The organism is Ochrobactrum sp. EDr1-4 (assembly GCF_049199085.1).
Lineage (GTDB): Bacteria > Pseudomonadota > Alphaproteobacteria > Rhizobiales > Rhizobiaceae > Brucella.
In genome coordinates this window covers 994,008-1,008,427 of the sequence record NZ_JBLZOF010000001.1, presented here as the reverse complement: position 1 = coordinate 1,008,427, position 14,420 = coordinate 994,008, and the positions used below count along the sequence as shown (strand labels likewise).

Sequence of the window (14,420 nt, the reverse complement as noted above, 5' to 3'; positions counted from 1 at the left end):
CACGCTTATGGCCTTCTGATGAGCGTCGGCAGATCGTAAAGATAAGCGATGCGTTTGATTGCGTCCTTCAGCGGTTCAAGCGTTACGGTCATTGTATGACCACTGGCATGAAGAAGCATATCGGGCGATTGGCAGATAGCGACATGGCCTTTCCAGAACACGAGATCGCCGCGCTTGAGATTGGAATAATCGGCGTCCGGCTCGATAATGTCACCGAGCGAGTTTTCCTGCATATCCGAATCGCGCAGAACTGATCTGCCCGAAACCCACATCGAAAGCTGCACGAGGCCAGAGCAATCGATGCCAAAGCCTGATGTGCCACCCCAGAGATAAGGCGTATGCAAAAGCGTTTCCGCAACCGCTACAAAGTCATTGGCATGTTCGCTCAAAGGCGCGAGATGCTTTGCGATCAGCGCTTCGCCGGTTTCGAGCAAAGCATATTCAGTGCCGCGCTTTTCCGACGATCCAACGATTCGCACTCGTGAACCGAGCGACAGCGCCTGAGTATGCGGAAAACGCAAATCATTGCCGGGATAAACGAATGTGCGTGGCACGATGACCATATGCGTAGGCTCGCCAACCGGCTTTGCCAGTGAAGCCGCTGAGACGTAGCCAGTATAGCCGTCGCGTTCAGCCTGCACCCAGCACCAGCCATCCTGCTCTTCAAAAACGCGCACCGTGTCACCAAAGATGATCTGCGTTTGCGGTCCGCTGTCGGGGCGTGGTTCGGCGCGAAGATCGACTACTGAATCGGAGACTTGCATCTTTGTGCCTGCGGTGAAGCGACTAGCTTCCACCTGACCATTCAGCCGCTCATCGGCGAGGTCAGGGCGGTAGGCGTTGAGGCGACGGTCAAGCATGCTCACAATGGTAACTCCCGGGCATTGGCGATCACGAGATCACCCAGTCTTTCGACATAGAGCGCACCCGTGACTGTTCTCTTTACTAGCACATTTCTGCGATCTTTTTCATCACGATGCCGGGATACGAGATCGAGCGTTCCCATCGTATCGAGCGCACGCGTAATCACCGGCTTGGTGACATCAAGCTTGGCTGCAAGCCCCCGCACGGTATGCGGAGGCGGCTCCAGATAGATGGTCAGAAGAATCGCGGTCTGCCGCGTTGTGAGGTCAGGCATTTCATCCCGAACCTGCGCCAGTGACAGCGTTCTCAACAATGTCAGTGCCTGCAAAGGCTTCAATTCAACGGGCATATTTTACGCAACGCTTAATATCGTTTCGGTCCCGTATCATTCAACGTCGTTTTTGCTTTGCAGGCAAGAGATTTTATTTCGCGGGATATTTTTGCTTGAGAAGCGCATAGACCGCACGAATAGCCTGTGCTTCGCCACCAACCGGTGAGGCTGGCTTTTCAGCCGGCACCCAGCCGAAAATATCGAAATGCGCCCAGCTTTTTGCCTTCTCGACAAAGCGGCTCAGAAACAGAGCGGCAGTAACAGATCCGGCAAAGCCATCGGTGGTGACATTGTTAATGTCCGCTACACGTGAGGAAAGTTTTTGCGCATATGGCTGCCACAGTGGCATGCGCCACAGTGGATCGGCGGTCTCAATAGCTTTCTCCGCAATGTTCGCTGCCAGTGCATCATCATGCGTATAGAAAGGCGGCAGATCAGGGCCGAGCGCTACACGCGCCGCACCCGTCAGCGTTGCCATATCGATGATGAGTTCTGGCTCTTCTTCATCTGCCAACGCCAGTGCGTCAGCCAGAACCAGACGACCTTCGGCATCGGTATTGCCGATTTCAACGGTTAATCCCTTGCGGCTTTGCAGTACATCGCTCGGGCGGAAAGCATTGCCTGCAATCGAGTTTTCAACCGCCGGGATTAGTACGCGCAGACGAATGGGGAGTTTGACATCCATGATGATGGAGGCAAGGCCCAACACATTGGCGGCTCCGCCCATATCTTTTTTCATGGTTAGCATGCCGCTTGCAGGCTTGATGTCGAGACCGCCGGTATCAAAGCACACACCTTTACCAACCAGCGTAATCTTTGGGTCGCTCTCTTTGCCCCATGTGAGATCGATAAGACGCGGCGCAATGCTGCCTGCGCGACCTACCGCATGGATCATCGGGAAATTCCGTTCAAGAAGTGCGTCGCCCTCAACGGTGCTGATTTTTGCTCCATTTTTCGCCGCAAGATCGCGTGCCGCCTGTTCGAGCGCATCCGGTCCCATGTCGTTGGTTGGCGTATTGATCAGATCGCGCGCCAGTGTAACCGCATCTGCAATGCGCTGTGTTTCGGCTGCATCGACACCTTCCGGCACTGCCAGACGGATGAGCTTGTCGCTGCCCTTGCGGTAACGCGTAAAATTATAACCGCCCATCAGAAAGGCGAGCGTTACGAGTTCTGCATGATCTGGCGTGCCTTCAATATGCCAGTTGCCTTCGGGAAGGCTGCGTGCAAGCTTTCCGGCAAGGAGCTGTGATTGCCCGCTCTGTTCTGCATCGCCTGTGCCAAACAGCGCACCGGCAATCGCGCCGTCTTTACCGGGCAGAACAAGAACACGACCGGCTTCGCCGTTAAAATCATTTGCCTTGGCCCAGGCTGTCGCATCCGGCGAAAGCCCCACTTGATCGACGGCATTCTTTCCGATGAACCAGACAGGGCGGCTATCGGTTGATTTCGCGGTAATGATTTCAACGCTCATGACATTCCTCGGCGATTAGAATTTCTGGTTTAATCAATAAACAAATAGCCACCCGGCGTGAACCGGGTGGCTATTCAAATCTCTATAAAGTGAAACAACTTAGTTTCGTTCAGTCAACTGGATTTGCGCGGCTTTGTAATCAAAAGCGGAAGCGGGCTTTCCGGCAAACAGCGCCATGCCACTGATAACGGCAATAACGGCAAGCGCACCGATGAGTGTGCATTCGATCATCGCTGCACCTGATCTGTTTTTAAAGAAGCGCGTCATCAAAGCCGGCATGTTATTTACCCTGAACTGAAGTCTCGTTGGGTTTCCTTTTAGTGCCTGCCAATTGTGATGAGTTTAAGAAACAAGGAAAATAAAACGTTAATATAGGTCAGGCACGACTTCGATGTGGTTTGGGTTAACGGATGGCAAATGCCGCTAACCGGCATTATATCATTGCAACAGCTTGTTTCTTGTCATGCCCGAAAGATGAAAAATGCCCGAATTGCCTGAGGTTGAAACAGTTCGCCGTGGTTTGCAGCCTTTTATGGAAGGTTCAAAAATAGAACATGTCGAGCAGAACAGGCCTGATTTACGCTTTCCTTTTCCTAATCAATTTGTCGAGCGTCTCACGGGACGCAATATTGATGCATTGGGGCGCCGCGCGAAATATCTGACAATGCATCTTGATGACGGGCTGTCCGTGATCAGTCATCTGGGCATGTCCGGCTCGTTTCGGATTGAGGCGGATGATGGGGAAGAAATGCCCGGCGACTTTCATCATGAACGCTCCAAACTCACCAAGCATGATCATGTGGTTTTTCATTTGAAGCGTGCAAATGGTTCAACCGCCCGCATCATTTATAATGATCCGCGACGGTTCGGCTTCATGCTCTTTGCAGAAGATGGCGCTCTGAATGAACATCCTTTCCTTAAAGGTCTGGGCGTTGAGCCAACCGGCAATAGCCTTTCAGGTGAATTGCTTGGCGCACTCTTTGAAGGCCGCAAGACGCCTCTCAAAGCAGCGCTGCTTGATCAGCGGCTGATTGCAGGGCTTGGCAATATCTATGTCTGCGAGGCGCTGTGGCGCTCGCGACTGTCACCGATGCGTGCCGCAGGCTCTATTGCTAAGGATAAAAAACTTCTCGATCGACTGGCGGAGGATATTCGCACCGTGATTGCCGAGGCGATTGCCGCGGGCGGCTCAAGCCTCAAAGATTATATTCAGGCCGATGGTGCGCTTGGCTATTTCCAGCACTCATTCTCTGTCTATGGGCGGGAGGCGCAGCCATGTCGTGCACCCGGCTGCAAAAATACTATTGAGCGTGCGGTGCAGTCGGGTCGCTCGACGTTTTTCTGCGCTTCGTGCCAAAGTTAACTATCAGCTGGCCTTGTTAAATGGAAACGTCTGGTCCAGCTTGACGGCAGAATACGTACTGGTTTTGGAGGAGAGATTTTCTCATGGCTTATGAAACGATCGTTGTAGAAACACGCGGTGGCGTTGGACTTGTTCGGCTTAATCGGCCACAGGCGCTTAATGCGTTAAACAGCACGGTTCTTAAAGAACTGACTGAGGCGCTTGCCGCTTTCGACAGCGATGGCAAAATTGGTGCAATTGTTCTCACGGGTTCAGAGAAAGCTTTTGCCGCTGGTGCCGACATTAAGGAAATGCAGCCCATCAACTTCGTCGATGCCTATTTACAGGATATGTTTGCCGACTGGCGCAAGGTTGATCGCACCCGCAAGCCGGTCATTGCAGCTGTTTCCGGCTATGCGCTGGGCGGTGGTTGTGAACTTGCCATGATGTGCGATTTCATTATCGCGGCAACCAATGCCAAATTCGGCCAGCCGGAAATTACACTGGGCGTTATGCCCGGCATGGGTGGCTCGCAGCGCCTCACCCGCTATGTCGGTAAATCTAAGGCCATGGATATGTGCCTGACAGGCCGCATGATGGATGCGCAGGAAGCTGAACGCTGCGGTCTGGTCTCACGTCTGGTCGCGCCGGAAGAATTGATTGAGGAAGCACTGAAAGCTGCCGAGCGTATTGCGTCTTTCTCGCAGCCTTCGGTGCAGATGGTCAAGGAATCGGTCAATCGTTCTTATGAGACAACACTTGATGAAGGTCTGCGTTTTGAACGCCGCCTGTTTCATTCGCTTTTTGCGACTGAAGACCAGAAGGAAGGCATGTCCGCGTTTATTGATAAACGGACGCCATCGTTCAAGAATCGCTGATATGATCAGTGCGAGAGGCTATAAATGAGGCACTCTCGCTGGCTTGGACGCCATAATTTGAGCCAGAAGGCCGCATATCCGGCCTTTTGACAGGGCTTGAGATCAGAATCTTCGTTGACGCGAAGCCAAAGCTGATCTATAAGCCCGCCACGGATCGGCGGCCCTAGGCATTATGGCTGCCCTAGAGGTTTTTGTGCCTGACGGTTATTCACCGTGGGCTGCTGACAGAAAAAGAGAGGCATTTATGGCCAATACTCCTTCGGCGAAGAAGGCAGTGCGCAAGATCGCTGCCCGCACCGAAATTAATAAATCGCGTCGTTCGCGCGTTCGCACATTCCTCCGCAAGGTTGAAGATGCGCTCCTGAGCGGCAACAAGGAAGCAGCAACTGTTGCTTTCAAGGCTGCTGAGCCAGAACTGATGCGCGCTGCTTCAAAGGGCGTCGTTCACAAGAATACTGCTGCTCGTAAGGTTTCGCGCCTTGCTGCACGCGTTAAGGCTCTGAACGCCTAATATAATCTAAATTGAGATTAGATTTTGGAAACCCGGCTCATTGTTAGCCGGGTTTTCTTTTTTAGAGCTTTTACAAAGAAACTTAACGACGGATTGTCAGAACATAATTCTTTAGTAATTTTGCATTTGATGAATGAAACCCTCCATGTTTCATTCAGTAGAGAATCGAATTTCCCTTATTTTTTCAAAAGCTTGCAAATTATTGTCCACACTTATCCACAGGCCCCGGAAAGGACTCGGAAGGGGTGATGAGTCAAGAAGATTTTTAAAAATTATTTTCCCGGAGAACATATCGTGTTCATCTAAAAAATAGCCAATCGAAACGCATTGAATCCAAAGGTGTTATTTCCTCAGTGCCCGATTCTCAGTCTTCACCTCGAAGCAATGCAAGTCTTAATTGAAGAAAAAACTATAGATTCGAGGCTTGCTCTTTGCCGCCAGCCTTCGCTAAAGTCAGAGCACAAGAGGGGTGGGCCTTGGCCCGGAGTTAGCATTAAATTGAAGTTTCTTTGGCGTGGGCATGTATGTCTGCGATTGCTTAATTCTGGTCTTAAGTTCCTGATCCTATTAAGTTTGTCTCTTTCGACGATTGCTTACCATTCATTAACCGGATTGCTGCTTTAGGCACATGCTCGTCAATTGAATGGTTGTCGCAAGAGTCGTTCCGGGCAATCAGCCTTGAGCAAGAATTGTATGAGTCGTAACGCGTAGCCGGAAAGGAGCATCCGGGCACCGGTCCGTGATAGCTGTTTGATGCGTAGACCGTTTTGAGTTTGTGTTTGGCCCTCGACATGAGGCGCCAGTTTAGAGTGAGTACCAGCGAGGCGACCTGATCATAAGATCTGGCGACCTTAAGCAGGAAAAAAAGATAAGCGCCGTAAAAATGGCGCGTAAGAATGTGAAGGCAGGCGAGACGATGGCAATGATGACTGGTAAGTCGACGGCAACGATGGGTGATGATGCGCATGCGAACCGTATCCATGGATCTTCTGCAACTGGAAAAGAAAACAGCCTCGTGGTGAGCGCTGAGTCGCCAATTGGTGATGACGTTTTTGAACGTCTGACAGCAAAGCTCAAAGCCCGCGTTGGCAGCGAGATCTATTCGAGCTGGTTTGGTCGCCTTAAGCTTGACGATCTTTCCAAAAGTGTTGTTCGCTTGTCGGTTCCAACAGCCTTCTTGCGCTCGTGGATCAACAATCACTACTCCGACCTGCTGACCGAGCTTTGGCAGGAAGAAAATCCGCAGATTCTGAAAGTTGAAGTTGTCGTGCGCGGAATGAGCCGTGTGGTTCGTGCTGCAGCACCTGCTGAAACGAATGAAGCTTCTGAAACTAAGCCACTTTCAGGTTTGCGTGAGAAGGTGGCTTTCCCTGTCGGTCAGCCAAGCGCTGAAAAGCGTGGCTCAGCAGTTGTTGCAGACTCTGTTGCTGCATCTGGTGCTGTTCTCGGCTCGCCGCTTGATCCGCGTTACACGTTTGATTCTTTCATTGATGGCGCGTCCAATCGTGTGGCCCTTGCTGCTGCCCGCACTATTGCTGAAGCAGGCACAAGTGCAGTTCGCTTCAACCCGCTGTTTATTCATGCATCTGTTGGTCTTGGTAAAACTCACCTGCTACAGGCGATTGCGGCAGCCGCTTTGCAGCGTCAGGAAAAGGCACGCGTCGTTTATCTGACTGCTGAATACTTCATGTGGCGCTTTGCGACCGCTATACGCGACAACAATGCACTTTCGTTCAAGGAACAGCTCCGCGACATCGACCTTCTGGTCATTGACGACATGCAGTTCCTGCAAGGCAAGTCGATCCAGCACGAGTTCTGCCATCTTCTGAACACGCTGCTTGATAGCGCCAAGCAGGTTGTTGTGGCTGCTGACCGTGCACCATCGGAACTGGAATCGCTTGATGTCCGCGTTCGCTCGCGTCTTCAGGGTGGTGTGGCTCTCGAAGTTGCAGCACCAGATTATGAAATGCGCGTTGAAATGATGCGCCGCCGTCTAACGGCTGCACAAGTCGAAGACCCAAGCCTCAGCATCAGCGATGAAATTCTTTCGCATGTTGCTCGCACGGTCACCGGATCGGGCCGTGAGCTGGAAGGCGCTTTCAACCAGCTTCTGTTCCGTCAGTCGTTCGAGCCTAATCTTTCGATTGATCGCGTTGATGAATTGCTTGGCCACCTCACCCGCGTAGGCGAGCCAAAGCGTATTCGCATTGAAGAAATTCAGCGCATTGTTGCGCGACATTACAACGTATCGAAGCAGGATCTGCTCTCGAGCCGTCGCACACGTACCATCGTTAAGCCGCGTCAGGTCGCCATGTATCTGGCCAAGATGTTGACGCCGCGTTCACTTCCGGAAATTGGCCGACGCTTTGGCGGTCGCGATCACACGACGGTTCTTCACGCAGTTCGTAAGATCGAAGATCTTGTTGGTGCTGACACCAAGCTTGCGCAGGAATTGGAACTGTTGAAGCGTCTGATTAACGATCAGGCTGCCTAATTTCGCAGACATCCCCGCTGTTCACAGTGGTTATCAACAAAAAGCCCATGCCGTGTCGATTTGCGACGCGGCATGGGCTTGCTTTTGAGCTTATAAATCTGGCACTTTAACAAACCTTCGGGCGCGATAAGCGCCGTATTGATAAGGGTGTCTGCCCGTTGCGCGGTTGCCCAGTCCTAGAGAGCGAGTGCGTTTCAATATGCGTGTAACCCTGGAACGGTCGAACCTTCTTAAATCCCTCAATCACGTGCATCGCGTCGTCGAGCGTCGCAATACGATTCCGATTCTGTCGAACGTGCTTTTGCAGGCAGAGGGTGCAAGCCTTGCACTGAAAGCCACCGACCTTGACCTTGAAGTCAATGAAGCGACGGCTGCAATGGTAGAGCAGGCGGGTGCCACGACAGTTCCTGCACATCTGCTTTATGACATCGTGCGCAAGCTTCCCGATGGTGCGGAAGTGATGTTGTCGACCAATCCTGATGGCGGCTCGATGTCGGTTGTGTCGGGTAAGTCGTCGTTCCGCTTGCAGTGCCTGCCACAGTCCGATTTCCCGGAACTGACTTCCGGCTCATTCACCCATACATTCCGCATTGAGGCGCTGGCTTTGAAGCGTCTGATTGATCGCACACAATTTGCGATCTCGACGGAAGAAACCCGTTATTACCTCAACGGCATTTATTTCCATGCGATTGAAAGCGATGGCGCACTGAAGCTGCGTGCGGTGGCAACAGATGGCCATCGTCTGGCACGCGCTGAACTTGAAGCGCCTTCGGGCACCGAAGGCATGCCGGGAATCATTATTCCTCGTAAAACCGTTGCCGAACTTCAAAAGCTCGTCGATGTGCCGGATACTGTTGTTTCGGTTGAACTGTCCGATGCAAAGATTCGTTTCACCGTTGGTTCGGTTGTTCTGACGTCCAAGCTGATCGACGGTACATTCCCTGATTATCAGCGGGTGATTCCTTCAGGCAACGATAAGAAGCTTACGATTGGCCGTCAGGATTTTGCTGCTTCCGTTGATCGTGTTTCGACAATTTCGAGCGAGCGCGGTCGTGCGGTCAAGCTTTCGATTGCCGATGGTCAGCTGACGCTCACGGTCAACAATCCCGATTCGGGCAGTGCAACCGACGAACTCGCAGCCGATTATAATGATGATCCAATCGATATCGGCTTCAACTCGAAATATCTGCTCGACATCACCAGCCAGCTTTCTGGCTCGGATGCTGTCTTCATGCTGGCTGATGCTGGTTCGCCAACGCTGGTGCGCGATACCGGCGATGAAGATGTGCTCTATGTTTTGATGCCGATGCGCGTTTAGGGCGTCATATTCCGGCTCTGGCGGCCTGCAAACGGCGCTTTTCTGCGCTTACCTAGGCTCACGTACCTTTAGTACGCTGCGCTCCGGGTCTCGAAAATCACCATTTTCGGCTCGCCATAACCAGAATAGCAACAGTCCTTAAAGAAGCGGATAGTGGAAACAAGAAACAACATAGAAAGCCGCCCGGATCGTGTCTCGGTCCGGCGGCTTAAACTTTCTGATTTCCGTAACTATGCGGAACTCACGCTTCCACTCGGCCCCGGCCATGTTGTGCTGACAGGCGAAAACGGCTCAGGCAAAACCAATCTCATTGAAGCTCTTTCTTTCCTGTCGCCGGGAAGGGGCCTGCGGCGCGCGTCTTATGATGATGTCGCGCGCACGACCGGACATGATGGCTTTGCAATTCACGCCACACTTGATTGCATGATTTATGGTGATGCCGAAATCGGCACAGGTACGGCAGGCGGCGGCGAAGGTGGCCGTAAGGTCCGTATCAACGGTAATGCTGCATCGGGTGACGAGCTTCTTGATTATGCGCGTGTGTTGTGGGTAGTTCCGTCAATGGACGGGCTGTTCACCGGCGGCGCATCGGACAGGCGGCGCTTTCTCGACCGCATGGTTCTGGCCATTGATACAGGCCACGGCAAACGTGTGCTCGATTATGAAAAGGCAATGCGCTCGCGCAATCGTCTTCTGAGTGATGGCAACAACGACAATCAGTGGCTTGATGCGATTGAGAGCCAGATGGCCGAGCTTGGTATCGCTATAGCAGCAGCGCGCGCGGAAGCGATGCGGCTGATTGCTGCGATGATTGAGCGCTTGCCTGCCGAAAGTCCATTCCCGAAAGCTGATTGTTTTCTCGAAGGATCGTTGGAACAGCGCATAGGTCTGGAAGCAGCACTTGATCTGGAAGAGGATTTTCGCCGTCAGTTGCGCGATGGTCGTCCGCGTGATCGCGCTTCGGGGCGCACGCTGGAAGGTCCGCATCGCACCGATTTGATTGTGCAGCATCGGCCAAAATCCATGCCCGCCGCGCTGTGCTCGACCGGCGAACAAAAGGCTCTTTTGATTGGTCTGATTCTGGCCCATGCTCGCCTAACAGGCGAGCTTTCCGGCATGGCCCCGATTCTGTTGCTCGATGAAATCGCGGCACATCTTGATACGGGACGCCGTGCGGCCCTTTTCGGCATTCTTGATGATCTTGGCGGACAGGCCTTTATGACCGGCACTGATCGTTCTCTGTTTGAAGCGCTTGAAGGCGATGCGCAGTTTTTCAATGTTGCAGCGGGCGAACTGACGAAAATCTGAAAATAGTCGCTGACAGCGCATGTGAGCAGGCTTATGTTCAAGCATCATGAATGCATCATCAAAGCCTTTTTCATCTGAAGAATTGGAACGCTATGCGCGCCATATCGTGTTGCCGGAAATCGGCGGACCGGGCCAGCAGAAGCTCAAAGCTGCCCGTGTGCTGATTGTTGGCGCAGGTGGGCTTGGCGCGCCGGTGCTGCAATATCTGGCAGCCGCGGGTGTTGGGACGATTGGCCTCGTCGATGACGACACAGTTTCGCTTTCTAACCTGCAAAGACAGGTGATCCATGACACAGACAGCGTGGGGCATAGCAAGGTTGAGAGCGCCAAAGCGTCTATTGCCCGCATCAATCCGCATGTAAGCGTCGAAACGCACTCCTTGCGGCTTAATGGCGAAAATGCGCAGGCTTTAATCAGTCAGTATGATGTCGTTGTTGATGGCTCTGACAATTTCGCCACCCGCTATGCTTTGGCCGACGCAAGTGCGCTTGCCGAGCGTCCGCTGGTTTCAGGCGCTATGGGGCGCTTTGATGGCACGGTGACAGTGCTTATGCCTTACGCAAAAGGCGCTGACGGCACACAAAATCCGTCCTATCGTGATCTGTTTCCGGATATGCCGCCAGCGGGTTCCATCCCAACATGCGCTGAAGCTGGTGTTCTGGGTGTGTTGCCGGGCGTGATTGGAAGTTTGCAGGCTATGGAAGTGATCAAGCTGATAGCTGGTATTGGTGAACCGCTTGTGGGCCGCTTGTTGCTCTACAATGCATTGAATGTGCGTTTTGAAACTATTCGCTACAAGGCACGCAAACCCAAATGACTTCTGTTCGTATCGCTCCGATTGGTGCAGATTTTGAGCGCTGGAACGAGCTTTTGGAGCTCATTCAAAATAGTTTTGCTTATATGGATGGCGTGATTGACCCGCCATCCTCCGCACATGTGCTGACGGTTGAAAACTTGCAGACAAAAGCCCAGGACGAGCTGGGCTTTGCAGCCTTTCTCGGTGACAGACTCGCTGGCTGTGTGTTTATCAAAGAAAAAGAGGATCACTTCTATCTCGGCAAGCTTGCTGTTGCTCCGGCCTTTGAGGGACAAGGCATTGGTCGTAGCTTGTTGGAAGAGGCAGAGAATCAGGCTGTTGCGCATGGCAAGCCTGAACTAGAGCTGCAAACGCGGATAGAACTCACGCGTAATCATGCTGTTTTTGAAAAGCTTGGTTTTCGCAAGATTGCCGAGACGGCCCATCCGGGTTTTGACCGCACAACGTCTATCACCATGCGCAAAATAATCGCGCATGATGCTTAGCCGGGTAATCTTTTAATACTGCGTAGCGCGGTCAACCACGTTTTCGAGTGTTCCGTCGCGTTCAAAGGCTTCAATCTGACGAATGATCTGCGGAACAATTGCGTTTGCAGACGAGCTTGCTGCCGCATGCGGGGTGATCGTCACTTTTGGATGCGTCCAGAGCGGGCTTTCAGAAGGCAAAGGTTCCTGATTAAACACATCAAGCGTCACTGCAGATAGCAATCCACGATCAAGTGCCGCCAGAATATCCGCTTCATTTTGCAAGCCCCCACGACCCGCATTGATAAGCACAGGTGCACCAAGTGGCCCATCGCTTTTCAATTGTGCGAACATGGTCATAGAGAGGATGCCCTTGGTGTCAGGCGTCAAAGGCAACAGGCAGACGAAAATATCGGCGGTCTTGAGAAAACGCCCAAAACCTTCTTTGCCGCTAAATGTCTGAACGCCATCGATTTCCTGCGGGCGGCGGCTCCAGCCAGTCACATTAAAGCCTAATGTTTTGAGCTTTTCGGCTGCGTCGCGACCAAGCACGCCAAGCCCCATGATGCCGACTGTGACTTCATGTGCTGCCGGCTGGCGCGGATCCTCGTGCCAGATGTGGTTCTTCTGTTGCTTGCGATAGCTTGCGCCGAGACGATGATGATCAAGCACCTGCCAGACGACATATTCGGTCATGCGCATGGTGAGATCATCGGAAATGACACGCACCAGTGGTACATCCGGGATATGCGGATCATGGAACACATGATCAACGCCAGCGCCCAGCGAGAAGATCACCTTAAGATTTGGCAAATTGGTCAGCGAGCCGGGCTTCTGCTTCCACACAAGCGCATATTCGATGTTTGGATCGTTCTCCGCACGCTCTGTCACGACATTGCGTTCAGGCGCATGTGCCTTGAAGCTATCGGTCCAGGTTGCCGGGTCCCAATTGGTTATTGCGAGAAGAATGTTGCCATCATTATTGCTTGTCATTGCTTAACTCCTCCCGGTGTGGCCTCCATGTGGAAAGCCGCTGCCATCAACGCTTTGGTGTAGTCAGTCTTTGGATTGGCAAAGACTTCCTTTGACGTTCCATATTCGACTGCTTTGCCATTGCGCATAACCAGCACATCATTGGCCAGTGCACGCACCACTTTCAAGTCGTGACTTATGAAAAGATAAGCCAGATCATGCTTCTTCTGCAATGCGCGCAGCAGATCGACAACCTGCGCCTGAACGCTCATATCAAGCGCCGAGGTTGGCTCATCCAGCATCACGAATTTTGGGTTGAGCACCATGGCGCGTGCAATCGCGATGCGCTGGCGCTGACCGCCGGAAAACTCGTGCGGATAGCGGAAACGGGTTTCAGGGTCGAGGTTCACCTCCTTGAGTGCAGAAACAACCCGCTCGTCGCGCGCATCGGCAGAAAGCTTCGGTTCATGCACCAGAAGCCCTTCCGCAATGATATCAGCGATGGTCATGCGTGGGCTGAGTGATCCGAACGGGTCCTGAAACACGATCTGCATTTCACGACGCAGCGGCCGCATATCCTTGAAGCTGAATTGCGCAATATCGCGGCCATCAAAGCGGATTTCACCTTTCGATGAAATCATGCGCGAAAGTGCGAGACCAAGCGTGGTTTTGCCAGATCCCGATTCACCCACCACGCCAAGCGTCTGACCTGCACGCAGTTGTACGTCGATGCCGTCCACGGCTTTCACATGATCGACTGTCTTGCGCAGAAAGCCTTTCTTGATTGGAAACCAGACGCGGATATCCTTGCCTTCCATCACCGTTTCGGCAGTGAGGTCGGCTACGGGCGGCTCACCTTTTGGTTCTGCTGCAAGGAGATGTTTGGTATATTCGTGTTGCGGATTTTCGAAAATTTCTTTCGTCGGTCCAGCTTCGACAATCTTGCCTTTGCTCATCACGCAGACGCGATCGGCGATCTTGCGCACAATGCCGAGATCATGGGTAATGAAGAGCATCGACATGCCCTGCGAGGCTTTGAGTTCCGCAAGAAGCTCCAGAATCTGTGCCTGGACAGTCACATCAAGCGCCGTTGTCGGCTCGTCGGCGATTAGCAGTTTTGGCTTGTTGGCCAGTGCCATGGCGATCATCACACGCTGACGCTGCCCACCTGAAAGCTGATGCGGGAAAGATGCGAGGCGTTTTTCCGGTTCGCGGATACCAACCTCATGCAGAAGCTCGAGCGTGCGTTTGCGCGCCGCCTGATCACCCATGCCCTGATGCATTTTTAGGATTTCAGCGATTTGCTGTTCCACCGTATGCAATGGATTGAGCGATGTCATCGGTTCCTGAAAGATCATCGTCACATCATTGCCGCGCACGTGCCGCAACTCTGGCTCGGATGCTTTCATCAGATCCTTGCCGTTGAAAAGAACTTCACCGGAAGGATGGCTCGCAGCCGGATAGGGCAGAAGCTTAAGGATCGAAAGTGCTGATACGGACTTTCCTGAACCTGACTCGCCCACCAGGGCTACGGTCTCTCCTTCGGCGATATCAAAAGAAACACGATCAACGGAAATCCGTTCCTCACCATTCTGGCGGAACGCAACGGAAAGGTCGCGGACGGATAGCAATGGTTTGTTGTTCATC

14 protein-coding genes are annotated in these 14,420 nt (G+C 52.7%); 8 read left to right on the top strand and 6 right to left on the bottom strand.

Annotated features, from left to right (window positions below):
* Positions 1 to 5: 5 nt before the first annotated feature.
* The 4 genes from ACOZHT_RS04975 to ACOZHT_RS04960 all read right to left on the bottom strand — a co-directional run bounded on the left by ACOZHT_RS04975 (position 6) and on the right by ACOZHT_RS04960 (position 2,948).
* A complete protein-coding gene (locus ACOZHT_RS04975) occupies positions 6 to 860 on the bottom strand; it encodes an NlpC/P60 family protein (protein WP_339509511.1) in 855 nt (284 codons plus the stop codon).
* Between the two features lie 2 nt (positions 861 to 862).
* Positions 863 to 1,213 carry a MarR family winged helix-turn-helix transcriptional regulator gene (locus ACOZHT_RS04970; RefSeq protein WP_313827534.1) on the bottom strand — a complete coding sequence of 117 codons (351 nt, stop codon included), beginning with the start codon at positions 1,211 to 1,213 and terminating at the stop codon, positions 863 to 865.
* 73 nt (positions 1,214 to 1,286) lie between these two features.
* The gene (locus tag ACOZHT_RS04965) at positions 1,287 to 2,669 is read right to left on the bottom strand and encodes a leucyl aminopeptidase family protein (protein ID WP_339509189.1); all 1,383 of its coding nucleotides are present in this window, start codon (positions 2,667 to 2,669) and stop codon (positions 1,287 to 1,289) included.
* A 99-nt stretch (positions 2,670 to 2,768) separates the two neighbouring features.
* Entirely contained in the window at positions 2,769 to 2,948 is a 180-nt protein-coding gene (locus ACOZHT_RS04960) for a Flp family type IVb pilin (RefSeq protein ID WP_339509190.1), read from the bottom strand.
* 202 nt (positions 2,949 to 3,150) lie between these two features.
* On the opposite strand from ACOZHT_RS04960, the gene mutM reads away from it, so the two are divergent.
* The 8 genes from mutM (at position 3,151) to ACOZHT_RS04920 (ending at position 11,822) form a co-directional block, all read left to right on the top strand.
* Positions 3,151 to 4,032: a bifunctional DNA-formamidopyrimidine glycosylase/DNA-(apurinic or apyrimidinic site) lyase gene (gene mutM, locus ACOZHT_RS04955; RefSeq protein WP_339509191.1), complete on the top strand. Its 882-nt coding sequence runs from the start codon at positions 3,151 to 3,153 to the stop codon at positions 4,030 to 4,032.
* Between the two features lie 83 nt (positions 4,033 to 4,115).
* Positions 4,116 to 4,889, top strand: a complete 774-nt coding sequence (locus tag ACOZHT_RS04950) for an enoyl-CoA hydratase (protein ID WP_339509192.1) — start codon at positions 4,116 to 4,118, stop codon at positions 4,887 to 4,889.
* 244 nt (positions 4,890 to 5,133) lie between these two features.
* Positions 5,134 to 5,400, top strand: a complete 267-nt coding sequence (rpsT, locus tag ACOZHT_RS04945; protein ID WP_187543721.1) for a 30S ribosomal protein S20 — start codon at positions 5,134 to 5,136, stop codon at positions 5,398 to 5,400.
* A 922-nt stretch (positions 5,401 to 6,322) separates the two neighbouring features.
* Positions 6,323 to 7,894, top strand: coding sequence for a chromosomal replication initiator protein DnaA (dnaA, locus tag ACOZHT_RS04940; protein ID WP_421565397.1), 1,572 nt, complete (start codon positions 6,323 to 6,325; stop codon positions 7,892 to 7,894).
* Between the two features lie 199 nt (positions 7,895 to 8,093).
* Entirely contained in the window at positions 8,094 to 9,212 is a 1,119-nt protein-coding gene (gene dnaN / locus ACOZHT_RS04935) for a DNA polymerase III subunit beta (protein WP_339509193.1), read from the top strand.
* Positions 9,213 to 9,365: 153 nt separating this feature from the next.
* Positions 9,366 to 10,520, top strand: a complete 1,155-nt coding sequence (gene recF, locus ACOZHT_RS04930; protein WP_339509194.1) for a DNA replication/repair protein RecF — start codon at positions 9,366 to 9,368, stop codon at positions 10,518 to 10,520.
* A 46-nt stretch (positions 10,521 to 10,566) separates the two neighbouring features.
* Complete coding sequence (locus ACOZHT_RS04925) at positions 10,567 to 11,337, top strand: molybdopterin-synthase adenylyltransferase MoeB (RefSeq protein ID WP_339509195.1); 771 nt, start codon at positions 10,567 to 10,569, stop codon at positions 11,335 to 11,337.
* Positions 11,334 to 11,822, top strand: coding sequence for a GNAT family N-acetyltransferase (locus ACOZHT_RS04920; protein WP_339509197.1), 489 nt, complete (start codon positions 11,334 to 11,336; stop codon positions 11,820 to 11,822). The genes ACOZHT_RS04925 and ACOZHT_RS04920 overlap by 4 nt, the downstream gene beginning before the upstream one ends.
* Positions 11,823 to 11,834: 12 nt before the next feature.
* On the opposite strand, the gene ACOZHT_RS04915 is transcribed toward ACOZHT_RS04920, so the two are convergent.
* Together ACOZHT_RS04915 and ACOZHT_RS04910 are read right to left on the bottom strand one after the other, a co-directional pair.
* Positions 11,835 to 12,794, bottom strand: coding sequence for a glyoxylate/hydroxypyruvate reductase A (locus ACOZHT_RS04915; protein WP_339509198.1), 960 nt, complete (start codon positions 12,792 to 12,794; stop codon positions 11,835 to 11,837).
* Positions 12,791 to 14,419: an ABC transporter ATP-binding protein gene (locus ACOZHT_RS04910; protein ID WP_339509199.1), complete on the bottom strand. Its 1,629-nt coding sequence runs from the start codon at positions 14,417 to 14,419 to the stop codon at positions 12,791 to 12,793. The genes ACOZHT_RS04915 and ACOZHT_RS04910 overlap by 4 nt, the downstream gene beginning before the upstream one ends.
* Between the last annotated feature and the right edge of the window lies 1 nt (position 14,420).